General features: G+C 71.6%; 22 protein-coding genes. 13 read left to right on the forward strand and 9 right to left on the reverse strand.

Going from position 1 to position 21704, the window contains the following annotated elements; all coding sequences use genetic code 11:
• Positions 1–70 precede the first annotated feature (70 nt).
• Positions 71–505, forward strand: a complete 435-nt coding sequence (locus ABZS77_RS00270; RefSeq protein ID WP_354814805.1) for a PH domain-containing protein — start codon at positions 71–73, stop codon at positions 503–505.
• On the opposite strand, the gene ABZS77_RS00275 is transcribed toward ABZS77_RS00270, so the two are convergent.
• On the reverse strand, positions 502–1413 hold the full coding sequence (locus ABZS77_RS00275; protein WP_354814808.1) for a rhomboid family intramembrane serine protease: 912 nt from the start codon (positions 1411–1413) through the stop codon (positions 502–504). The two genes, ABZS77_RS00270 and ABZS77_RS00275, sit on opposite strands and share 4 nt — an antisense overlap.
• Positions 1414–1507: 94 nt before the next feature.
• The gene (locus tag ABZS77_RS00280) at positions 1508–2038 is read right to left on the reverse strand and encodes a peptidylprolyl isomerase (RefSeq protein ID WP_354814811.1); all 531 of its coding nucleotides are present in this window, start codon (positions 2036–2038) and stop codon (positions 1508–1510) included.
• Between the two features lie 84 nt (positions 2039–2122).
• Between ABZS77_RS00280 and ABZS77_RS00285 the strand changes: the two genes are divergently transcribed.
• Positions 2123–2908, forward strand: coding sequence for a hypothetical protein (locus ABZS77_RS00285; RefSeq protein WP_354814814.1), 786 nt, complete (start codon positions 2123–2125; stop codon positions 2906–2908).
• A gap of 64 nt (positions 2909–2972) precedes the next feature.
• On the opposite strand, the gene corA is transcribed toward ABZS77_RS00285, so the two are convergent.
• The 4 genes from corA to ABZS77_RS00305 all read right to left on the reverse strand — a co-directional run bounded on the left by corA (position 2973) and on the right by ABZS77_RS00305 (position 6569).
• Positions 2973–4121, reverse strand: a complete 1149-nt coding sequence (corA, locus tag ABZS77_RS00290; protein ID WP_354814817.1) for a magnesium/cobalt transporter CorA — start codon at positions 4119–4121, stop codon at positions 2973–2975.
• Positions 4122–4433: 312 nt separating this feature from the next.
• On the reverse strand, positions 4434–5528 hold the full coding sequence (locus tag ABZS77_RS00295; protein WP_354814820.1) for a PLP-dependent aminotransferase family protein: 1095 nt from the start codon (positions 5526–5528) through the stop codon (positions 4434–4436).
• Positions 5529–5634: 106 nt separating this feature from the next.
• Positions 5635–6093 carry an ester cyclase gene (locus ABZS77_RS00300; protein ID WP_354814823.1) on the reverse strand — a complete coding sequence of 153 codons (459 nt, stop codon included), beginning with the start codon at positions 6091–6093 and terminating at the stop codon, positions 5635–5637.
• A gap of 83 nt (positions 6094–6176) precedes the next feature.
• Positions 6177–6569, reverse strand: a complete 393-nt coding sequence (locus ABZS77_RS00305; RefSeq protein WP_354814826.1) for a CBS domain-containing protein — start codon at positions 6567–6569, stop codon at positions 6177–6179.
• A gap of 112 nt (positions 6570–6681) precedes the next feature.
• Here ABZS77_RS00305 and ABZS77_RS00310 point away from each other — a divergent pair, with 112 nt between their 5' ends.
• From ABZS77_RS00310 to ABZS77_RS00330, 5 genes are all read left to right on the forward strand, one after another.
• Positions 6682–7134 (forward strand): NUDIX domain-containing protein, encoded by a 453-nt coding sequence (locus ABZS77_RS00310; RefSeq protein WP_354814829.1) that lies wholly within the window; start codon positions 6682–6684, stop codon positions 7132–7134.
• Positions 7131–7898: a hypothetical protein gene (locus ABZS77_RS00315; protein ID WP_354814832.1), complete on the forward strand. Its 768-nt coding sequence runs from the start codon at positions 7131–7133 to the stop codon at positions 7896–7898. The genes ABZS77_RS00310 and ABZS77_RS00315 overlap by 4 nt, the downstream gene beginning before the upstream one ends.
• 78 nt (positions 7899–7976) lie before the next feature.
• Positions 7977–8708, forward strand: coding sequence for a phosphocholine cytidylyltransferase family protein (locus ABZS77_RS00320; protein ID WP_354814835.1), 732 nt, complete (start codon positions 7977–7979; stop codon positions 8706–8708).
• Positions 8696–9763 (forward strand): iron-containing alcohol dehydrogenase family protein, encoded by a 1068-nt coding sequence (locus ABZS77_RS00325; RefSeq protein ID WP_354814838.1) that lies wholly within the window; start codon positions 8696–8698, stop codon positions 9761–9763. Before ABZS77_RS00320 ends, ABZS77_RS00325 begins: the two co-directional genes overlap by 13 nt.
• Entirely contained in the window at positions 9738–10460 is a 723-nt protein-coding gene (locus ABZS77_RS00330; protein ID WP_354814841.1) for a CDP-alcohol phosphatidyltransferase family protein, read from the forward strand. Before ABZS77_RS00325 ends, ABZS77_RS00330 begins: the two co-directional genes overlap by 26 nt.
• Before the next feature lie 168 nt (positions 10461–10628).
• Here the strand turns inward: ABZS77_RS00330 and ABZS77_RS00335 are convergent, their stop codons facing one another.
• Positions 10629–11981, reverse strand: coding sequence for a glycosyltransferase (locus ABZS77_RS00335; RefSeq protein WP_354814844.1), 1353 nt, complete (start codon positions 11979–11981; stop codon positions 10629–10631).
• Between the two features lie 101 nt (positions 11982–12082).
• Here ABZS77_RS00335 and ABZS77_RS00340 point away from each other — a divergent pair, with 101 nt between their 5' ends.
• The 6 genes from ABZS77_RS00340 to ABZS77_RS00365 all read left to right on the forward strand — a co-directional run bounded on the left by ABZS77_RS00340 (position 12083) and on the right by ABZS77_RS00365 (position 19838).
• Positions 12083–12943 carry a DNA-formamidopyrimidine glycosylase family protein gene (locus ABZS77_RS00340; RefSeq protein WP_354814847.1) on the forward strand — a complete coding sequence of 287 codons (861 nt, stop codon included), beginning with the start codon at positions 12083–12085 and terminating at the stop codon, positions 12941–12943.
• Between the two features lie 264 nt (positions 12944–13207).
• Positions 13208–14779, forward strand: a complete 1572-nt coding sequence (locus tag ABZS77_RS00345; protein ID WP_354817029.1) for a sugar transferase — start codon at positions 13208–13210, stop codon at positions 14777–14779.
• A gap of 38 nt (positions 14780–14817) precedes the next feature.
• Complete coding sequence (locus ABZS77_RS00350; protein ID WP_354814850.1) at positions 14818–16044, forward strand: histidine kinase; 1227 nt, start codon at positions 14818–14820, stop codon at positions 16042–16044.
• A complete protein-coding gene (locus ABZS77_RS00355; RefSeq protein WP_354814853.1) occupies positions 16041–16799 on the forward strand; it encodes a LytTR family DNA-binding domain-containing protein in 759 nt (252 codons plus the stop codon). The genes ABZS77_RS00350 and ABZS77_RS00355 overlap by 4 nt, the downstream gene beginning before the upstream one ends.
• A gap of 65 nt (positions 16800–16864) precedes the next feature.
• Positions 16865–17527: a DUF5701 family protein gene (locus tag ABZS77_RS00360; RefSeq protein WP_354814856.1), complete on the forward strand. Its 663-nt coding sequence runs from the start codon at positions 16865–16867 to the stop codon at positions 17525–17527.
• A 238-nt stretch (positions 17528–17765) separates the two neighbouring features.
• Entirely contained in the window at positions 17766–19838 is a 2073-nt protein-coding gene (locus tag ABZS77_RS00365; RefSeq protein ID WP_354814859.1) for a carboxypeptidase-like regulatory domain-containing protein, read from the forward strand.
• 56 nt (positions 19839–19894) lie between these two features.
• Here ABZS77_RS00365 and ABZS77_RS00370 read toward each other — a convergent pair whose 3' ends face one another.
• Both ABZS77_RS00370 and ABZS77_RS00375 read right to left on the reverse strand, forming a co-directional pair.
• Complete coding sequence (locus tag ABZS77_RS00370; protein WP_354814862.1) at positions 19895–21151, reverse strand: hypothetical protein; 1257 nt, start codon at positions 21149–21151, stop codon at positions 19895–19897.
• Complete coding sequence (locus tag ABZS77_RS00375) at positions 21138–21659, reverse strand: SigE family RNA polymerase sigma factor (protein WP_354814865.1); 522 nt, start codon at positions 21657–21659, stop codon at positions 21138–21140. The genes ABZS77_RS00370 and ABZS77_RS00375 overlap by 14 nt, the downstream gene beginning before the upstream one ends.
• Between the last annotated feature and the right edge of the window lie 45 nt (positions 21660–21704).

The raw sequence follows: 21704 nt of genomic DNA on the forward strand, positions 1-21704 counted from the left end.
CGATCCTACGTCGTCCATCGACCGGTCGTCCGCCCAGGCGACACGCGACGGCCGCTGGCATGCTGGGCGGGTGGATGAGATCACCCCGGCCCGGCAGTGGCGGGTGCCGGCGAGCCTGCCGGCGGCGAAGCTGGCCGGCGCGGTCCTGCTCGTCGCGCTCGGTCTGCTCTTCGCCGACGGCGACCCCGTGCGGGTGGCGGTGGCCGCCCTGGCCGCCGCCGCGGTGGCCGGCTGGGCGGTACGCGACCTGGTCGCGCCGGTCCGGTTGGCCGTGGGCCCCGACGGGCTCACCGTCATCCGGGGATTCGCCGGCCGGCGGCTGCTGCCCTGGTCGGCGGTCGAGGCGATCGCCGTGGACCGCCGACCCCGGTTCGGCCTCACCAGCGAGACCCTGGAGATCGACGCCGGCGACTCGCTGCACCTGTTCGGCAGGTACGACCTGGGTGCCAACCCGGAGGAGGTCGCCGCCGAGCTGCGCGCCGCCCGCCCGACCTCGACCGGTTAGGCCAACAGCTGCGCGGTACGGAACAGGACCAGGGCGAGCAGGATCAGCAGGATGATCGCACCGCCCGCGGCCTGCACCAACGTGCGCCGGCCACGCGGCGCGTACGCGAGCACGAGCGCCATCAGCGCGCCGACCGCCAGACCGCCCAGGTGCCCGGGAATGGAGATGCCCGGCACGGTCAGCGTGAACACCAGGTTGATCACCAGGATCGGGATCACCTGGGAGATGTCCCGACCCATCTTGCGTTCGATGATGATCAGCGCGGCGAAGAGGCCGAAGACCGCCGTCGACGCGCCGGCCGTGGCCGAGTTCTGCGCGCTGAACAGGTAGGCGGCGACGTTACCGCCCAGGCCCGCGATCAGGTAGAGCGCGCCGAAGCGCAGCGGCCCGAGGTTGGCCTCCAACGACCGGCCGAGCACCCACAGCGCCCACATGTTCAGCAGCAGGTGGATCACGCCGTAGTGCAGGAACATCGCGGTGACCAGCCGGTACCACTCGCCGTCCGCGATGCCACCGAGCGTGCCGTCCGGGAAGACCGCGAGCCCGAGCACCGAACCCCAGTTGGTCAGCGGGGTGCTGCCGCCCATCAGCCCGCCGAAACCGGAACCGCCCACCGCCGCGTCCCCACCCCGGTCCGAGGCGATGGACAGCAGCATGAGCAGCACGTTCAGCGCGATGATCGCCTTGGTGACGTAGCCGTGCCGGCCGGCGGTACCGCCACCGAAGGCGGTACGCGCCGGCCGCACACTGCGACGACCCTCGTTGACGCACTCCGGGCACTGGTGCCCGACGGACGCGTCCCGCATGCAGTCCGGACAGATCGGCCGGTCGCAGCGGGTACACCGGACGTAGGTCTCCCGACCGGGGTGCCGGTAGCAGACCGGGGTGGTCGGCGGGGACTCACTCACCGGGCCGACCCTCCGTCCGCCACCGCGCGGTCCACCGGCACCGGCCGTGCTCCGGAGCGCTCAATCATGCGAGCAAAGGTACCTCGCCGGTCGGTCAGGAGGCGGACCGCTCGATCTCGACCCGCTCGATGACGACGTCCTGCAACGGACGGTCGCTCGGGCCGGTCGGGGTGTTCGCGATCGAGTCGACGACCTTCACCGACTGCTCGTCGGCGACCTGCCCGAAGATCGTGTGCCGGTTGTTCAGGTGTGGCGTCGGCGACACGGTGATGAAGAACTGCGAACCGTTGGTGCCCGGTCCGGCGTTCGCCATCGCCAGCAGGTACGGCCGGTCGAAACGCAGCTCCGGGTGGAACTCGTCGGCGAACTTGTAGCCCGGTCCGCCCCGGCCGGTGCCGGTCGGGTCGCCCATCTGAACCATGAAACCGCTGATCACACGGTGCGAGATGGTGCCGTCGTAGTACGGCCCACTGCCCGGCTGACCGGTGCGCGGGTCGGTGTACTCCCGGTTGCCCTCGGCCAGGTCGATGAAGTTGCGGACCGTCTTCGGCGCGTGGTTTTCGAAGAGCTCCAGCCGGATCGGGCCAGCGTTGGTGTGCAGGGTGGCGTAGACAGCCTCGGCCACGGGTACTCCTCACTCGTTGGTCAGTTCCATGCGGATCCTCCCATGTGCCCGATCTGGCATCGCGGAGGCATCCGAAGGTGGAGGATGACGAAGGAACAACTCCCAGGAGGTAGGACCGTGTTTGGATTCGGGCGGCGTAAGTCCCAGGGGCAGCTGGCCAAGGCCGAGCTGAACCAGAGCATCAGCCACCTGGTGCAGGCAGCCAACCACGCCGCGAAGGGCGCCGGCGCGACCGTCGGCCCGCGGGTCCAGGTGGCCCGGGGCTACGTCGCACCGGCCGCGACGAAGGTACGTGACCGCGCGTCGACCGGCTGGGGGACGACACTCACCACGTTGGCACCGCTGGCCGCGGCGGCCCGTGACGGCGCCGCGCAGGCAGGGCCGCTGACCAGGAAGGCCAAGTCGAAGACCATGCGGATCACCGGTAAGAAGAAGCAGCCGCGCCGTCGCGGTTCGATGATGACCGGCCTGCTGGCCGCGGGTGCCATCGCCGGCGTGGCCGGCGTGGCCGGCGCGGTCGCCCTGCGTCGCCGCCGGGAGCAGCAGGAGTGGGCCGAGTACGACCCGACCCGCACCCTGGAGCCGATGCGCGACGAGGTGGACTCGATCGAGGTCCGTACCCCGTCCGTCGCCAAGGGCAGCGACGGCTCCGCCATGACCGGCGCGGCCGGGATGACCGGCGCTGGCAGCTCGGCGGTCGCCGGCGGCGACAGCGCCAGCACCACCGCCACGACCAAGCCGGCGGGTGTCCGTCCCACCGACAAGGTGCCGGCCGTCGCCGAAGGTGCCACGGACGTCTCCGGCCGTCCGGCCGACGACCTGACCAAGGCGCTGGGCAAGGACACGGCCCGCACCAACGGTCGCCGCTGACCTCAGCGGCAGCGCATCGAGCGCCGGCGACGCGGTCTCCCCGCCTCGCCGGCGCTTTCGCGCGTCAGAGCCAGCCGTTGCGGCGGAACCAGCGGTACAGCGCGAGCGAGACACCGAGCATCAGGGCGAGTACCACCGGATAGCCGTACGTCATCTTCAGCTCCGGCATGTTCTCGAAGTTCATGCCGTAGATGCCTGCGACGCCGGTCCAGAAAGCGGCGATGGCCGCCCAGGCGGCGATCTTGCGCATGTCGTTGTTCTGGTCGACGGTGACCTGGGCCAGCCGCGCCTGGAGGATCGAGTTCAGGAGATCGTCGTACGAGTTGACCTGCTCGACGGTGCGGCTCAGGTGGTCCTGCACGTCCCGGAAGTACCGCCGGATCTCCTTGGGCACCTCCCGGTTCATCTGCGAGGTCAAGGTCATCAACGGCCGCTGCAACGGCACCACCGCCCGCTTGAACTCCACCAGCTCCCGCTTCATCTGGTAGATCCGCTGGATACGCCCGTGGCTGTTGCGGTCGAAGACCTCGGCCTCCAGCTGGTCCAGGTCGTCCTCGAGCTGTTCGGCCACCTCCAGGTAGAGGTCGACCACCCGGTCGGTCACCCCGTACGCCACCGCCCACGGGCCCTGGAGCAGCAGCTCCTGCTTGGTCTCCAGGTCGGCGCGCACCGGGGAGAGCCGGCAGGCGTCCCCGTGCCGGACGCTGATCAGGAAGTTCGGGCCGATGAAGAGCATCACCTGGCCGGTCTCCACGACATCCGAGGTCTCGGTCAACTCGGTGTGCTCGCAGTACCGGGCGGTACGCAGCACCAGGAAGCTCACCTCGCCGAAGCGCTCCAGCTTGGGGCGCTGCTCGGCCTTCACCGCGTCCTCGACGGCCAGCTCGTGCAGGCCGTAGGTCTCCGCGATGGCGGTCATCTCGGCAAGCTCCGGCTGGTGCAGGCCGATCCAGACGAAGCCGTGCTCCTCGCGGCGGGCCACCTCGAGCGCGTCCGCGTACCCCCAGTCACCGGGCTGTCGCTTGCCGTCGACGTAGAGCGCGCAGTCGACTACGCCGCTGCGGCCGCTGCCGGTGGGGGCCGGCACGGGTGGGGAGCCGTCGGCGTTGAGGATGCGGGTCATCGCGCGGACCGGCGACGGCCACGCCCTGGGTCGCAGCACCCGACTGGTGTGCGACGGTGATGTCCGGTTCTGCCCGGTCTCATCCGTCATCGTGTCACCTCCCCGCGCTCGACTGCGGCTTGCAGGCTACGCCGCTCGCGGCCGGAGGCCCGTGTGACCGACGTCGCGTGGGGCGGCGCCGGGCGGGCCGGGCCGCATCGGGGGGTGCGGGGACGACACGGCCCACCCGGCGCCCGTGGGGGCGGGGGTTGTGCTGCGCGCGTCCACCCTGGCGCGGGATGGCCTGGAGGGCTTCCGCTGCGCGTGACGGGTGACGCTCGCAGCATTGTGGGCCGCCGGCCGCCCGGGCGGGAGTCCCGGGACGGCCGGCATCGTCGTTCTGTCGGAAACCCGACAGAAGTTTCAGCTGCCGACGGCTTCGACGGCCTCCGCGAGGCGACGGACACCCTCGTCGATCCGGTCGGCGGTCACCGCCGAGAAGGCCAGCCGCAGGGCGTGCCGCCCACCGTCCAGGACGAAGTCGCTGCCCTTCACCACCGCGACGCCACGCTCGGCCGCCGCCGGGGCGAGCCGGTCGACCAGGACGTCCTCCGGGAACTCCACCCAGAGGAAGTAGCCGCCGTCCGGCTCCACGAACCGGGCCTGCGGCAGGTGCCGGCGCAACGACTCGGCGAGCACCCGGGCCCGCTCACCAAGCGCCGCCCGGACGGTCTCGATCGACCGGTCGATGTCGCCGGAGACGCAGAACTGGTGCACGATCGCCTGCGACACCATGCCCGGCGAGATGTAGAGACTCGTCGCGTTCCGCGCGATGTCGGCGATCAGATCCGCCGGCCCCACCAGGTAACCGACCCGCACACCCGGGCAGACCGTCTTGGTGAAACTCGACGCGTGCACCACCACACCGCGGGTGTCCAGCGAGAGCATCGACGGCAGCGCCTCGCCACGGAACCGGATGTCCGCGTACGGGTCGTCCTCGAAGATCGTGAACTCGTACTCGGCGGCCAGATCCAGCAACTCCCGCCGCTTCTCCAGCGACAGAGTCATGCCGGCCGGGTTCTGGTAGTTCGGGATGACGTGCGCGAGCCGGGGACGGACCCCCGACTCCAACAGCTTGCGCAGCTCGGCCGTGTCCAGACCGTCCGGCTGGACCGAGATGCCGTGCAGCTCACTGCCCATCCGCTGGAGGTTGAGCAGCGTCCGGTCGTACGTCGGGCGTTCCACCACCACCGCGTCACCCGGCCGGACCAGGTGGTCGAAGAGGAACGCGTCGGCCTGGAGCGACCCGTTGGTCACCAGCACCTGGTTGGCGTCGACTCCGTGCTTCTCGGCGATCCACTTGCGCAGCGGAACGTAGCCGACGGAGGTGCCGTACGCCGTGACCCCGGCGGGGTCGGCGTCGAAGGCGCGGACGGCGGCGGCCTTGAGCCCCTCGACATCGACGATGTCCAGCGAGGGAGCCCCACGGGCGAAGGAGATCAGCTGCTCGGCGGTCATGGATGTTGAGCGTACGGGCGGCGGCGGGGGGCGCGCCGACGGCACGGCGATGTCCGCATCCTGAGCCACCGGGTCGGGTGACCCGCCCTGGCCGGACGACGACAGATCAGACCGGAAGGGCGAGCGAGTCGTGCTGCGCGGCACGGGACAACCCGTCCAACCGCACGCCGAGCGTGTCCAGGAGCTGGCTCCAGTCGAAGTAGGACCGCCAGGACACGATCCGCCCCCGACGGGCCCGCACCACGTCGGCCACCTCCCAGCTCACCTGGCGACCGGTGGGCGCGACGGTGCCGAACGGCGAGTGCAGCGTGCCGGTGTGGGTGCCGCTCCACCGCAACTCCACAGCCGCACCGCCGCCCGTCCGCACCGCACCCCGCGGATCGATCCGCAGGTCCGGAAAGGCGCCGGTCCAGGTACGCAGGAGCGCGGGCAACTCGATCGGCCGGACCGTCACGCCCGGCATCGAGTAGAACGCCTCCGGGGCGTACAGATCCGGCAACCGGGCCACGTCCCGGTGCAGGAGCATGGCGTACTGCTGCTCGACCAGGCGCTCCGCGTCACGCATCGGGCCCTCCCCAACGGGCGACGGCATCTCCACGCCCGTACCGGATACCTACCCGTCGATCCGCTCCCGCACACCCCGCCCGGTCAACTGGTGGCGACGGCCTGGTCCTCCGCCCACACCCGCATGATGTCCCGGACCGAGATCACCCCGGCGACCTCACGGCCGTCCAGGACCACCAGGTGCCGGAACCCGCCCCGGGCCATCGCGGCGGCGGCCTCGGCCACCGTCCAGTCCGGGCCGGCGTAGACCACGTCCCAGGTCAGGTGGGCGCCGGTGCGTTCCACGTCGCAGTCCAGGCCGGCGCCGATGGCCTTCAACACGTCACGTTCGGTCATGATGCCGACGCCCTCGGAGTCCGGGTCGATCACGACCGCCGACCCGACACCGCGGGCCGACATCATCCGGGCCGCCTGGCGGAGCGTGTGCTCCGGACCGACGACGAGGACCTGGCTGGACATAGCTTCCCGTACCTGCATCACACATCACCCCTTTGGGACGGTGGGCATTCGGTACCGACATCGTGGACGGTGGATGTTTCCAGGACAAGACCGGGCATCGTCGCGACGCCGGACCGCTCGCTACTGTCAAATGGTGTCCACCGAGCCCCTGCGCTGTGCCGGCGCGCTGATCGTCGACGACGACGGCCGCATCTTCTTCCAGCGCCGCTCGGCGCACCGACGCCTCTTTCCCAACTGCTGGGACATCGTCGGTGGGCACCTGGAGCCGAGCGAGGAGATCGACGACGCGCTGGCCCGGGAGATCACCGAGGAGACCGGCTGGGCCCTCTCCCACGTCCTCGGTCAGGTGGGCGAGTACCACTACGTCGGCGACGACGGGCTGGCCCGGACCGAACACGACTTCCTCGTACGCGTCGACGGCGACCTCGGCCACCCGAGACTGGAGGCCGGCAAGCACACCGAGTACCGCTGGCTCGCCGAACACGAGGTGACCATGCTCGACGAGAACCGTGACGTCAACGACGGCCTGATCAGGCGTATCGCGGAGGAGGGCTTCGCCGTCCTGCGGTCGATCGGTCCGTGAACACCGTCGAGCTGACGCCGCACCGGTTCGCCGGGCTGCTCACACCGGCCGTGGACCGGACGTTCCGCGCCGGCATGCTGGCCGGCCGCGACGGCGGCGGCGCCGAACTGAGCCAGCGGTACGGCGGTCCCACCGCGACCGGCTTCCTGGTGGACCTGCGTACCCGCCTCGCCGCGCCCGGCGGAACGGTCGACGGCCCGGGCTTCGCGGCGATCACCAGGTACGGCGACCCGGTCACCGCCCGGCGGGCCGTGGACAAACACGTGGCCCACGGCATGATCCACCGACGGCCGGACGGCGCGCTCTCCGCCACCGAACGGGGTGCCGCCTTCCTCACCGAGCTGTACCAGGTGCACGCCGAGGTCACCGAGGAACTGTGGGCGGGGCACGACGAGCGGGTGGCCCGGGTCGTCGCGTCGCTCGGCCGGGTGCTGGCGTACGCCCTGGTGCTGGCCGACGAGTCGGGCGACCCGGACGGTTCGGCGTTCACCGCGCTGGCACCCCCGTACGAGCCGGACGGCACGCCACCTGGCGTACTGCTGCTCAACCGGCTCGGCACGCTGCGCCACCACCGGGCCGACGCGCACGCCGCCGCGTGGACCGCCGCCGGGCACACCGCGTCGAGCGTCGCCGCGCTGCCGGCCGGCCCGGAACGGCTCGCCATCGAGTTGGAGACCGACCGTCGGGCGGCCGGCCCGTACACCGTGCTCAGCGCGGACGAGCGGCTGACGATGCTCGCCGACCTGGCCGCGCTGCCCGGCTGACCGGTTGGCCAGAGCCGCCCGGGCACCCGGGGCTATCCTCCAGCGGTGACAGGGAGTCGGACCAAGGAGGATGTCGCGATGATCGGAATGGTCCTTGCGGCCGGGGCGGGGCGCCGGCTGCGCCCGTACACCGACACCCTGCCCAAGGCCCTGGTGCCGGTGGACGGCGAGACGACGATCCTGGACATCGCGCTCGGCAACCTCGCCGAGGTCGGGCTCACCGACATCGTGATCGTCGTCGGCTACGCGGCGGACGCGGTCGTCTCCCGCCAGGCGGACCTGGAGAAGAAGTACGGGGTCACGCTCACCCTGGTGCACAACGACAAGGCCGAGGAGTGGAACAACGCCTACTCCCTCTGGCTGGCCCGGGAGCACTTCGCACGCGGGGTGCTGCTGGTCAACGGGGACACCGTGCACCCGGTGAGCATCGAGAAGACCCTGCTCGCCGAACGCGGCCCGGGCATCCTGCTCGCCGTGGACACGCTCAAGCCGCTGGCCGAGGAGGAGATGAAGACCACCTTCGACGCCGCCGGCCAGCTCACCCGCATCACCAAGATCATGGACCCGGGGGAGGCGTACGGGGAGTACATCGGCGCCACGCTGATCGAGCCGCAGGTCGCCGACGCGCTCGCCGACGCCCTGGAGGCCACCTGGCGACGCGACCCCAACCTGTACTACGAGGACGGCTACCAGGAGTTCGCCGACCGGGGCGGCGAGGTGCGGGCAGCGCCGATCGGCGACGTCCCCTGGGTGGAGGTCGACAACCACGCCGACCTGGCCCGCGCCCGGGAGATCGCGTGCCGCTACTAGCGCGGAGCATCCTCACCCCGCTGCACATCGACGTACGGCGGGGGGCGGTCGCCGACCTGGCCGCGATCCTGGCCGACGGGCGGATCTCCGCCGGCGGTGACGTGGCGGTGGTGGTCGGCCCCGGGCAGGGCGGCCAGATCGCCGAGTTGATCCGGCCGTCGCTGCGCTCGGCCGACGTCTTCACCGTCGCCGGTGCGACCCTGGACGCCGCCGACGACCTGGGCGGCAAACTCCGCGCCCGCTCGTACGACGCCGTCGTCGGAATCGGTGGCGGCAAGACCATCGACGTGGCCAAGTACGCGGCGACCCGCCGAGGGCTGCCGATGGTGTCGGTGGCGACCAGCCTCGCCAACGACGGGATCGGCTCACCGGTCGCCAGCCTCATCACCGACGGGATCAAGGGCTCCTACGGGGTGCACATCCCCATCGCGGTGATCGTCGACCTGGACTTCGTGGAGAGCGGCCCGGACCGGCACAACCGCGCCGGCATCGGCGACGTGATCAGCAACATCAGCGCGCTCGCCGACTGGGAGCTGTCCCGACAGGTACGCGGCGAACCGATCGACGGACTGGCGGCCTCGCTGGCCCGCGCCGGCGCCGAGGCGGTGCTCAACCACCCCGGCGACATGACCGACGACGCCTTCGTCACCGTGCTCGCCGAGGCGCTGATCTCCAGCGGCCTCGCCATGGCGGTCTGCGGCACCAGCCGACCGTCCAGCGGCGGCTGCCACGAGATCATGCACGCCGTCGACTCGCTCTTCCCCGGCACCGCCTCACACGGCGAGCTGGCCGGACTGGGCGCGCTGTTCTGCACCTGGCTACGCGGCGACGTGCGCCGCTTCGGGGAGATGTCGGCCTGCCTCGCCCGGCACGGACTGCCCCGACTCCCCTCCGAGGTGGGGCTCACCGACGACCAGTTCATCGAGGCGGTGCAGTTCGCACCGCGTACCCGGCCGGACCGGTACACCATCCTCGAACACCTCGACCTGTCGCCTACCGAGACGCGGGAGCGGCTGGCAGACTACGCCGGTGCAATCCGCGACCAGCTTGGCTGACCCCCGTCCCACCGTCGCCGACTTCCACCGCGTGAACCGGGGCGGAGGCCTGTTCAGCGAGTCCATCAGCCAGTGGCTCGGCGCCGTCTTCGCGCTCGTCGCCCAGCGACTCGGGTTGCGCCCCACCGCGCTGACCCTCACCAACCTGGTGCTCGGCCTCGCCACCTCGGTCACCGTGGTGGCGCTCGCCGGGCCGGTCGCCGCCGGTGACGTACCGGCCTGGGTCGTCGGCCTGCTCGCCCTGGTCGGCTGGCAGATCGCGTACTCCCTGGACTGCGCCGACGGGCAGCTCGCCCGGGTGACAGGCCAGGGCAGCGCGGCCGGCGCCCGGATCGACATCCTCTGCGACGTGGCCGCGCAGATCGCCCTGGTGGCCGCGCTCGCCGCCACCGCCGTGGCGCAGGAACCGTCCACCCCGACCTGGCTGGTGGCGACCTTCGCCGGCACCTGGATGGTCAACCTGGTCACCTCCGTGATGCAGGCCGGCCCGAACGCTGCCAGCATGGTCACCTCGACCTCACTGCCGGTCCGCCTGGTGAAACTGGTCCGCGACTACGGCGCCGTGGTCTTCGTGGCCGCCCTGGTGCTGGCCGTGGCCCCCGCGCTGGTCCTCTGGGTGCTTGTCGCGTTCACCATCGTCAACGGCGGTTTCCTGCTGGCGAGCATCGCCTTCTCCGCCCGCGCCTCCCTGCGCTGACCCGGTTCGCCGGTCAAGATCGCGCTCGACCCAGGAAATAGGGGCTTCCCGCTGCCCCGAGGCCACTAGTTCCTGGATCGTGCGCGATCTTCGCCGTCCGCGCGAGGCGGCCCGGCCGTGGGCGGCCCTGGCCGTGACGCGGGGGGTGGGCGGGGTTCGCGCGGCTGGTCAGGCGGGGTCGGGGGTGCGGGACATCCCGGCGTAGATGTCGATGAGCTGCTTGGTGACCACGTCGGGGTGGAAGGTCCGCTCGTAGCGGGCGCGGGCGGCCGGTGCCAGCCCGGACGCGCCGGCCCGGGCCACCGGCAGGGCGGCGGCCAGCGCGGCCGGCTCCGGGGCGACCACCCAGCCGGCCTCACCGACGCCGAGACCGAAACCGGAACCAGGACCGGGACCGGGACCGGGGCCAACGCCGGGACCAGGGCCAACGCCGGAACCGACGCCGGGGCCGGGGGCGGCGGGCATGGCCGGCCCGTCACGTCCGGCGACCGCCGAGGCGGTCTCGGCGGGGCCGGTGCCGGCGGGTTCGTGTGGGGCGTCCGCTCCGACCAGGTACGGGATCCCGCCGAGGGCGGTGCCGAGGACCGGCCGGCCGCTGGCCAGCGCTTCGATGATCACGGTTGGTAGCACGTCGTGCCACATGGAGGCGGCGATCACGACGGCGCTGGCCTCGACGGCGGCGCGTACTCCGGCGCGGTCGAGCTGGCCGAGGTAGACCACGTCGGGTCGTTCGGCGGCCGCGGCCTCGACAAGCGGGCGCAGCTCCCCGTCCCCGGCGATCCGCAGCGTGCCCAGTGTGCCCACCGGGTGCCGCCGCCAGGCGTCCAGCAGCAGGTCGGCGCCCTTCTCGGGGGAGAGCCGGGCCATGTAGAGGAAGCCGTCGCCGAGGGGCGCGGGCCGGCCCGGGTCGGGCACGGCGTTGGGCTTGACGACGATCCGGTCGTCGGGGATGCCGTACTCGCGGAGGTGGTCGGCGATCGCCGTGGTGAGCGCGACGTACCGGTCCACCGACCGCCAGGTCCCCCGGTGTACGGCGAGGGTGGTCGCCATCAGCGCGCTCTGCGCGGCGGAGTCGCGGTAGCAGCGGTGCCTGATCGCCGGCACGCCGAGCGCCCGGCCCTTGCAGTCCTGACAGATCACGCCGTCCCGGAAGTAGATCCCCGAGGAGCAGACCTGCCGGTAGTTGTGCACCGTCTGCACCACCGGCACGCCGTGGCGGTGCGCGGTCCGCACCACCCAGGGGGACAGCAGGGGGTACGGGTTGTGCAGGTGCAGGACGTCGGGGCGGTGCTCGGTGAGCAGCCGGCTCAGGTCGTGCTGAGCGCGGGGCGCCCAGATCGGCGAGATCGGCAGCAGGGCCTTCGCCGCCTTCGACATCGAGGGGATCTCGTCCGAGCTGCGGATGAACGGCAGCACCTCGACGCCGGCCGCGGTGAGCTGGGCGATCTCCGAGTCGACGATCGTGTTCTCGCCGGAGGGCTGGGCTTCCCGGTACCGGTTGTGCGCCACCACGATCTTCACAGAGCTTGCCTTTCGTTTCGCGGTCGTGCCGGTTCCTGCTCGCGGCAGGAACTCGCAAGCTCATTCCTCGCGCTCACCGGAAAGAAGGCTACCGTTGTGTCGTGCCCGAACTACCGGAGGTTGAGGCGCTCGCGGGTTACCTGCGCCAGCGCGCGGTGGGCCGGCGTGTCGACCGGCTGGAGGTCGCCGCGATCAGCGCCCTGAAGACGTACGACCCGGCGCCGACCGAGGTCGCCGGTCGGGCGGTGGTGGACGCCCGCCGGCACGGCAAGTTCCTCGACGTGGTCGTCGAGGGCGATCTGCACCTGGTGGTCCATCTGGCTCGGGCGGGCTGGCTGCACTACCGGGAGGCGTTCTCGTCCGGCACCCCACTTCGTCCCGGTAAGGGGCCGATTGCGCTGCGGGTACGCCTCGACGACGGGTCCGGCTTCGACCTGACCGAGGCCGGTACGCAGAAGAAGCTGGCCGCGTACCTGGTCACCGACCTCGCGGCGGTGCCCGGCGTGGCCAAGCTGGGGCCGGACGCGCTCACCGCGGACCTACCCACGTTCGCGGAGCGGCTGCGCAGCCGGCGGGGGCAGGTCAAGGGGGTGTTGACCGACCAGTCGGTGCTGTCCGGGGTGGGCAACGCGTACTCGGACGAGATCCTGCACGCCGCGAAGCTGTCCCCGTTCGCGATCACCGATCGGCTCACCGACGAGCAGCTCGCCACCCTGCACGCGGCCGTCCGGCAGATCCTCGGCGACGCGGTCGAGCGGTCCGTCGGCCAGCGGGCCGCGGAGCTGAAGGGTGAGAAGCGCTCGGGGCTGAAGGTGCACGCCCGTACCGGGCTGCCCTGCCCGGTGTGCGGGGACACGGTGCGGGAGGTGTCGTTCGCCGACTCCAGCCTCCAGTACTGCCCGACGTGTCAGACCGGTGGCAAACCGCTCGCTGACCGACGGTTGTCCAAACTCGTACGGTGAGTGACACCACGTGTCGACTACAGAGCGGAATCGACCTGACTGAGCCGAAGCTCCGGTCCACTGTTCTCGCCACGGGCGTATCCATCGGTATAGTGGCCCGGTCCCCGGCTTCTGAAATGGTGCGGAGCCGGCCAGATCCCGCCGGCACCATCAGTCGCCAATCTCCTTCGGGGCGGCGACCGGTCGGAGCCCGCGTGGGAGACTGGGACGGTGGGCGACCCGGGCCCTCACTGCGAGTGAGCGGCACGTGTCATGCGGGAGGACATGGGTGAGGTGACGGCAAGCCTCCAGCGCCCGGTATCCAACGAAGGCCGGAGCAGACTCGTGCGGCACGTCGACAGCTTCGAGATCCAGCCGCCGACGCCACCGACGCACAATGGCGTCCCCCGGTCGGCATGGGCCAGGGCGCGTCGCCGTGTCTCCCGCTGGCACCGCCCCTACATCGCCATCCTGCTCGTGCTCGACTTCGGCGCGGCGGCGTTCGCCAGCTGGATCGCGATCCAGCTCTTCGACCAGGCCGCCTCCGGCTTCTCCGGCACCAAGCAGGATCCGACGTGGTTCCACACGATCTCCTACCTGCTGCTCCCGCTGGGCTGGGTGGTCATCCTCTGGAGCAACCGGGCGTACGACAGGCGCTACCTGGGGCTCGGCCCGGACGAGTTCAAGCGGGTGATCCGGGCGTCGGTGACGGTCGCGGCGAGCGTCTCCTTCCTCGCGTTCGCCACCGTGACCCAGCTTTCCCGGTACACGGTCGGCACGGCGCTGGTCGGCGCCACGGTGCTGATCCTGTGGGGCCGGTTCGTGGCCCGCTGGGCGTTGCACTACATCCGCCGCCGGGCCGGTCAGGCCGCCCACCGGATGGTGCTGGTCGGCACCCTGCCGGAGTGCCTGGAGGTGTACGCGGCGGTCACCCGCAGCCCGGCCGCCGGGCTGGTGCCGGTGGCCATCCACATCACCGACGGGTACGCGGCGGCGCGGGGCATGCCGACGCCGGTGCCGGTGTACGCGGGCCGCGACGTCCTGGCCCTGGTCCGTGAGGTCGGCGGGGACACCATCGCGGTCTGCGGTTCGGCCAGCGCGGAGCCGGGTGAGCTGCGTCGGCTGGCGTGGCAGTTGGAGGGCTCCGGCGTCGACCTGGTGGTCGCCCCGCAGCTCACCGACATCGCCGGCCCCCGGGTGCACATCCGGCCGATCGAGGGTCTGCCGCTGCTGCACGTGGAGGAGCCGACCCTCTCCGGGCCGGCGCTGCTGGCCAAGAACCTGATGGACCGGGTCGCGGCCGGCCTGGGCCTGTTGGTGCTGATCCCGCTCTTTTTGGCGATCGGCCTGGCGATCCGGATCTCCGACCCCGGGCCGGTCTTCTTCCGCCAGCCCCGGGTGGGTCACGAGGGGCGCACGTTCCGGGTGTGGAAGTTCCGGACCATGTACGTCGACGCCGAGGACCGGCTGGCCAGTCTGGTCGACCGGAACGAGACCGACGGCATGTTGTTCAAGATGAAGGAGGACCCGCGGGTCTTCCCGGTGGGTCGTTTCCTGCGGGCCTCGTCGCTCGACGAGCTGCCCCAGTTGATCAACGTGTTGTGGGGCGAGATGTCGCTGGTCGGGCCGCGTCCGCTGCCAGCCGACGACGGTGACTTCCTGGGCGACGTACGCCGGCGGCTGCTGGTCCGCCCCGGCATGACCGGCCTGTGGCAGGTCTCCGGCCGCTCCGACCTGTCGTGGGACGAGTCGGTGCGACTGGACCTCTACTACGTCGACAACTGGTCGCTGGCGTACGACCTGAGCATCCTGTGGCGCACGGTCGGGGTGGTGCTCGCCCGCAAGGGCGCCTACTAGGGGTTGGCGCGCCGGCCCGGAGCGGCGAGGATCGCTGCGTGGGTGGCAACCTTTCCGCCGTGGTCGGCGTCGTCTCACTGGTCACCGCGTTGGCCGCGGCCCTGTGGGCGGTGCTGCGGCTGCGCGCCCGCCGGGGCATCGCCACGGCCACCCAGCGGGCCACGTACGAGGTGCTGCACACCGCAGGCCTGGCCGCCGAGCCGCTGCGCGCGGGGTTGAGCGAGGCGGGCGCGGCGAAGGCGGTACGCCATCTGCGGGCCCTGGTTGGCGCGGTCGGGCTGGCGCTCACGGACGCCGACCGGCTGCTCGCCCTCGACGGGCGCGGCACGCACCACGGGGAGCAACTGGTCGCGGCGGCCGGGCGGACGGTGGCGACCGGGCGTTCGACGGTCCTCGGTGAGCACGAGCTGCGCTGCGACCGGGTCGACTGTCCGATCCGGGGGGCGGTGGTCGCCCCGTTGCAGGGCGCGGACGGTCGGGTGGTCGGCGCGTTGGTGGCGATCGCCGACAGTGCGCCAGCGCCGGGGCTGGTGCAGGCCACCCTGGAGACGGCGCACTGGGCCGGCAACCAGCTCGCCCTCGCCGAGCTGGACTCGTCGCGGGAGCGGCTGGCCCGGGCGGAGATCCGGGCGTTGCGGGCACAGATCAGTCCGCACTTCATCTACAACGCGCTGACCGCGATCGGCTCGTTCGTCCGCACCGATCCGGAGCGGGCCCGGGAGCTGATCCTGGAGTTCGCGGAGTTCACGCGGTACTCGTTCCGGGCGCACGGGGAGTTCACCACGCTCGCCGAGGAGCTGCGGTCGATCGACAGGTACCTGACCATCGAACGCGCGCGTTTCGGTGACCGGTTGCAGGTGCGGTTGCAGATCGCCCCGGAGGTGCTGCCTGTGACGCTGCCGTTCCTCTGCCTCCAGCCGCTCGTGGAGAACGCCGTCCGGCACGGGTTGTCCCGTAAGCCGGGCACGGGCATGGTGAGCATCGAGGCCCGGGACGCGGGCGCGGAATGCCACATCACCGTGGAGGACGACGGAGTGGGAATGGACCCGACCACGTTGACCGCCGGCATCGCCGAGCTGGCGCGCGGCGCCGGTGACCCGGGCGACGACACGGGCCAGCACGTCGGCCTCTCCAACGTCGACGAGCGGCTGCGCTCGGTGTTCGGTGACCGGTTCGGTCTGGTCGTCGAGACGGGGCTGGGTTCGGGTACGAGGGTGAGCCTGCGGGTGCCGAAGTTCCACCCCGGCGTGCGGGCGGGCTCGTGACCACCGGGTTTCTCCGGGTGCTGGCGGTGGACGACGAGCCGCCCGCGCTCGACGAGTTGGCGTACCACCTGCGGGCCGACCCCCGGGTGGCCCGGCTGCACACGGCCGGGGACGCCACCGAGGCGCTGCGGCTGCTGCGCGACGGCGACGTGGACGTGGTCTTCCTGGACATCCGGATGCCGGGCCTGGACGGTATGGAGCTGGCCCGGGTGCTGCGCCGTTTCGCCCGGCCACCGGCGATCGTGTTCGTCACCGCGTACGACGACGGGGCGGTGGACGCGTTCGACCTGGGCGCCACTGACTACGTGCGCAAGCCGGTGCGCGCGGACCGGCTGGCCGAGTCGTTGCGCCGGGTGATCGGCTCGCGGGTGGTGCCGTCGCATCCGGCGGCGCTGGCTCGGGCCGAGGAGGACCCGACCATCCCCATCGAGTTGGCCGGCACGACGCGGATGCTGCCCCGTTCGGCGGTGCGGTGGGTGGAGGCGCAGGGCGACTACGCCCGGTTGCACACCGCCGAGGGGTCGCACCTGGTGCGGGTGTCGCTGGCCACGCTCGCCGAGCGGTGGGCCGACGCCGGGTTCGTCCGGGTGCACCGGTCGTACCTGGTGCAGTTGAAGTTGATCGCGGAGCTGCGGCTGGTGAACTCCGGTTACGTGGTGGTGATCGATTCGACGGAGCTGCCGGTGAGTCGCCGGCACACCCGGGAGTTGAAGGACAAGCTGGTCAGGGCAGCGAAGCAGGACTGGAACCGTTGAGCCGGGAATGAGACGGTCTCTGTCGTACGTTGTACGCTAGTCCGTACGACAACCGGGAGGCATCCATGCCCGATACCCCGTTCGACGCCGGGACCGAGTTCGACCGCCAACTGGACCGGCTGGTGCAGTTGGGCTACCCGGCCCTCGCCGGGCTGACCGAGACCGCCCTGCGCGACCTGGTCGCGCCGCTGCGTGCCAGTGCGGTCGAGGGCGCCGCCGGCCTGCCCGCCCCCACCGACGCGCGGGTGCCGTTCCTGCTGGTGATCACCCGCGACCTGGTCGGCGTGCGGGAACGACTGGAGCTGACCACGCTGGCCGGCAAGCGCAAGCCGGGCGTCCTCGACCGGAACTACCCGGCGGACGACCTGCCACGCTTCGACCCCATCAAGGAACTGGAGGTGCCGGCCGGGCCGGCGTACCTGCTGTTCGACGTCGACCGGGGCGAGGAGTTCCGCAACCTGGCACCCGCCACGGCCATGGAGAACATGACCGCACAGGACCGGCTGCCACTCACCATCGACGAGGGGATCGCGTTCATCACGCTGCACCCGGCCGCGCTGGCCAGCAACAGGTGCTTCTCGCTGGTCGGCTCCCGGTGCGGCGACAGGCGGGTGCCGGCACTCTGGATCAGCCAGGGGGCGCCGAAGCTCGGCTGGTGCTGGTACGGCAACCCGCACACCTGGCTGGGCTCCGCCTCGGCCCGGCCGGAACGCGTCGGCCTGGACTGACCGCGTCAGCCTGGACTGAGCGCGTCAGCCTGGCCTGAGCGCGTCAGCCTGGACTGAGCGCGTCAGCCTGGACTGAGCGCGTCAGCCTGGCCTGAACGTCAGTCCACAACGGATGGTCAGCCGGTTCCACACCCATCGCCGGTGACCTATCCTCCGTGTGCCGATCCCGTACGGGGCGCAGGGTCGGTGCGGGCGGAGCCTGCTCAGGCCGCCCCACCACCCTCACATTGGGACATCAATGCAGCTATCCCCAGCCCGCCGCGCCCTGCTGGCCGGTGGCGTCGTGGCGGCACTCGTGCTGCCCGGCGCCACTCCGGCCCAGGCCGCCGAAACGGGCGCGGTCAGCGGACGACTGACCACCAACGCCGGCACCGCCGCCGCCGAGGTTCTCGTACAGGTCTACCCGGCCGACGGGTACGAGAGCGTCGGTCAGACCCACACCGACGCCGACGGCAACTACACCGTCGCGGGGCTGCCCGGCGGCGCGTACACGGTGGGTTACTTCCCCTGGACGCAGCCCGAGCAGTACCACCACCGCAGGGCGATGATGTGGGACGCCGACCCGGTGACCGTCACCGCCGGCGGCACCACCACCGTCGACGAGCAACTCTTCGGCACCGGCACCATCAGCGGCCGGATCGTCGACAGCGCCGGGCGACCGGTGCCCAACCTGCTCATCAACGCCAACGAGGTCGACACGTACAACTGGGCGGGTTGGAGTACCGACGAGGACGGCCGGTTCACCATCACCGCGCTGCCCGGCCGCTACCGGGTGAGCTTCAGCCCGATCGAGGACTCCTACCAGACCCAGTACGTGCCGGGCAGCCTCGACGAGGAGGCCGCCACCATCTTCCAGGTCGCGGCGGACACGGCGGTAGAGGTCAACGAGACGGTGCTGCCCGCCGGAGGTCTCTCCGGACGGTTCACCACCGCGACCGGCGCGCCGCTCGTCAACGCCCAGGTCGGCATCAACACGGCCAACTCGTACGGCGGAGCGTCGGCGGAGACGGACGCCAACGGTGAGTTCAGCGTCCAGGTGCTCCAGGGCACGTACAAGGTCGGTGTGATCGTCGGTGAGCGCCAGCAGTTCTACCGGGGCAAGCTGACCGCCGAGGAGGCCAACCTGGTCAACGTCCTCGGCGGGCGGCAGACGACGATCGCGGACAGCCTGCTCGGCACCGGCTCGGTCACCATCACCGCCGTCGACTCGGTCACCGGGGCGCCGGTCGCCAACTTCTGCGTCGACTCGCGGTGCAGCAGCGGCGGCACGGTGACGGTCACCGGCCTGCCCCAGGGCCGCCACGACCTCTACGTGTACGCGCCGGACAAGCGGTACTTCTCCCGCGAGCTGACCCGGGTACGCGTGGAGGCGAACGGCACCACCAAGCTCACCGTGAAGATGCGGCCGGGCGCGGTCATCACCTCCACCATCGTCGACAGCCGGACCGGCGCGCCGGTGCGGGACGTGTGCCTCGACGCGTACCTGGCCAAGCAGGCGTCGCTGCGGGACGGCTACGGCGAGTGCAGCGACGGCAACGGCCGGATCGAGGTGGGTCCGCTGGTCGGCGGCACCTACAAGCTCTTCGCGCTGCCCCAGGAGGACGTCTACGGTCGGCAGTGGGTGGGTGCCGAGGGCGGCACCGGTGACGAGCGGCAGGCCGCCCCCGTGGTCGCCACCGTCGGCCAGTCGACGACCGGCCCGACGGTCCGGTTGGACCGGGCCGGCACGGTCACCGGCACCGTCACCGACTCGACCGGCAAGCCGTTGACCAGCGTCGACATCTCGGTGCTGACCGGTCACCCCGGGCTCGGTGTGCAGGACGCCAGCACCGACGCGCGCGGCGTCTACACCATCGACCGGCTCGGCCCGTACGCCTGGCCGTTGATCTTCAGTGGTTACCCGTGGGCCAGCGAGTGGTCCGGCGACGCGACGAGTCGCTTCACCGCCACCCCGGTCACCGTCACCGCCGGAGCGAGCGCCACCCAGGACGCCCAGCTCGACCAGGGTGTCGCCCTGACCGGCACCTTCCGTACGCCCGACGGCACGCCCTTCACCGACGGGTACGTGATCGCGCGCAGCGTCGACACCGGCGACATCGCGGGCAGCGGCTGGATCACGGCCGGGCGGTTCGACATCCGGCTCAAGGGCCCGCAGCGGATCTTCTTCACCTACAACGCGTACCTCAATGAGGATCAGCAGGTCGACGGTCGCTACCTGGTGACCCAACCGGACGGCACCCGCAAGCTGGAGCGGTTCACCGTCCCGGCAAGCGGCAGCATGTCCGTGGACCTGGTCGTACCGATCAGCTGACGGTCGTGTCACAGCGGGGCCGGTGGCGTTGCCACCGGCCCCGCTCCGCGCCGGGGTCAGCCCGGCAACGCGAAGCGTGTCCAGGTCTTCCCGTCGCTGGTGAGCAGTACGTGATCGGCTCCGCCCACCGTCCTGTCGTCCCTGCCGTAGAGCCAGGCGAGACCGGGGGCCGCGCCCACCGCACCGTCTTCGCGCCGGTACGTCCGCACGGTCGTGAAGTGCCGTCCGTCGTCTCCGCTTCGCCACAGCCGGGAGGTGAACGTCGGAGGCGGATCGGTGTCGAGGGCGAAGTTGTCCGACTCGGCCACCAGCAGGGCGCCGTCCGCCCCCACCGCCATCCGCAACGTCTCCTGCGTGTCGGGCAGGTCGGTGTCGACGTCCGCCCAGCTCCGGCCGCCGTCGGTGGTGCGGAGCAGTTGCACCGGACCCTCCACGGTCATCGGCGGCGCTCCGGGCGGAGGCGGAGGATCGATCAACAGGTACGCCTCGTCCCGGTCGACCCCGACCACGGCCAGGACGTTCGACTCCTCGGCGGTCCGCCAGGTGTTCCAGGTGGAGCCCCGGTCCACGCTGCGGGCGACGACCTGGGTGCCGGAGTTCTCCGGTTGGTACGTCACCCAGATCGCGCCGTCCGCGCTCGGGTAGATGCTCCGCAGCCGGGAGGGCGACGTCGGTTCAGCGGGAAGCTGGTACACGGTCCCCGTCGACGGGTCCACCGCGGCCGGCCGCTGCATGGCGCCGCAGCCGTCCTGGCAGGGCACGACACGGGCCGCCTTCGGGAAGGCGGCGACCTCCACAATCGCCGGTGCCGCCTCCTGCCAGGTCCTGCCGTAGTCCACGGACAGCCGGGTGAGCGCACCGTCGCGGATCAGGTAGGAGCGGTCCCCGAGAACGGAGAACTCCAGGTCTGCGGTCTCCCCGCCGTAGCCGTCGGCACGGCACGAGGTCGCCCGGTAGCGAGCCGCGTCGTAGTCGGTCCAGCTGCGACCGCCGTCCCCGGTGTGCGCGAAGCGGATCGTGCAGACGCCGTCCTCCACGCCGACCGCGGAGTCCGGACCGGTCATGAACAGTTGGGTCGCACGGTCCCGACCCTGCGGCAGTGGGGTCGGTTCGGTCCATCCGTCGCCACCACTGCGGGCGGCCAGGGGCAGTGCCGCCGTGCCGGCGAAGACGACCACCAGGGCGAGGGCGACCCCTCCGGTCCGTCGACGCCGGCGAGCCATGGCGATCGACCGCAGGTCGTCCAGGGGCGGTTGGCGAACGGCGTCGGCGATTTCGTCGACGTCGAAGCCGGGGAACTCACGATCGGACATCGACCCTCCCGGTGTTCGAGTTGACGGTGACGTCAGAGTCGGTGAGCAGCGCCGCGAGGGCCTTCCGGCCCCGGGACAGTCGGGATTTGACCGTGCCGGCAGACACGCCGAGCGTCGCCGCCACCTCGTCGATTGGTAGATCGGCCAGGTAGTGCAGAGCCAGCGCGTGCCGCTGGCCCGCTGGGATTCCGCGCAGCGCCGCGAGAAGCGCAAGGTGTTCGGGCGAACGGTCGGCCACGGCGGGAGGCGGACCGATCCGGCGCAGCAACCCGTCGAGTACGCGCCGCCGCCGGTGGCGACTCCGGGCCACGTTGACCGCGACCCGACGCAGCCATGCCTCGGGATTGTCGAGGCCGGTGAACCGGCGGGGCGCCGCGAGTGCCCGTGTGAACGCCTCCTGGACGACCTCCTGCGCCTCGTTCATGTCTCCGGTCACCGCGTAGAGCTGGACCACCAGACGCCGGAAACAGCTGGCATAGAGCTCGGAGATCACATCGCCGTCTGACATTCGTCACCTCCCTTCCACACCGGTTCCACTCCTGGGCGGAACGAA

Source organism: Micromonospora sp. NPDC005298 (assembly GCF_040607375.1).
Lineage (GTDB): Bacteria > Actinomycetota > Actinomycetes > Mycobacteriales > Micromonosporaceae > Micromonospora.

Excerpts from the sequence above, each read along its gene's own strand:
- ABZS77_RS00285 (WP_354814814.1), top strand. The coding sequence starts at position 2,123 with ATGACGAAGGAACAACTCCCAGGAGGTAGGACCGTGTTTGGATTCGGG.
- corA (WP_354814817.1), bottom strand. The coding sequence starts at position 4,121 with ATGACGGATGAGACCGGGCAGAACCGGACATCACCGTCGCACACCAGT.
- ABZS77_RS00295 (WP_354814820.1), bottom strand. The coding sequence starts at position 5,528 with ATGACCGCCGAGCAGCTGATCTCCTTCGCCCGTGGGGCTCCCTCGCTG.
- ABZS77_RS00300 (WP_354814823.1), bottom strand. The coding sequence starts at position 6,093 with ATGCGTGACGCGGAGCGCCTGGTCGAGCAGCAGTACGCCATGCTCCTG.
- ABZS77_RS00305 (WP_354814826.1), bottom strand. The coding sequence starts at position 6,569 with ATGCAGGTACGGGAAGCTATGTCCAGCCAGGTCCTCGTCGTCGGTCCG.
- ABZS77_RS00310 (WP_354814829.1), top strand. The coding sequence starts at position 6,682 with ATGGTGTCCACCGAGCCCCTGCGCTGTGCCGGCGCGCTGATCGTCGAC.
- ABZS77_RS00320 (WP_354814835.1), top strand. The coding sequence starts at position 7,977 with ATGATCGGAATGGTCCTTGCGGCCGGGGCGGGGCGCCGGCTGCGCCCG.
- ABZS77_RS00345 (WP_354817029.1), top strand. The coding sequence starts at position 13,208 with ATGGGTGAGGTGACGGCAAGCCTCCAGCGCCCGGTATCCAACGAAGGC.
- ABZS77_RS00360 (WP_354814856.1), top strand. The coding sequence starts at position 16,865 with ATGCCCGATACCCCGTTCGACGCCGGGACCGAGTTCGACCGCCAACTG.
- ABZS77_RS00365 (WP_354814859.1), top strand. The coding sequence starts at position 17,766 with ATGCAGCTATCCCCAGCCCGCCGCGCCCTGCTGGCCGGTGGCGTCGTG.
- ABZS77_RS00370 (WP_354814862.1), bottom strand. The coding sequence starts at position 21,151 with ATGTCCGATCGTGAGTTCCCCGGCTTCGACGTCGACGAAATCGCCGAC.
- ABZS77_RS00375 (WP_354814865.1), bottom strand. The coding sequence starts at position 21,659 with ATGTCAGACGGCGATGTGATCTCCGAGCTCTATGCCAGCTGTTTCCGG.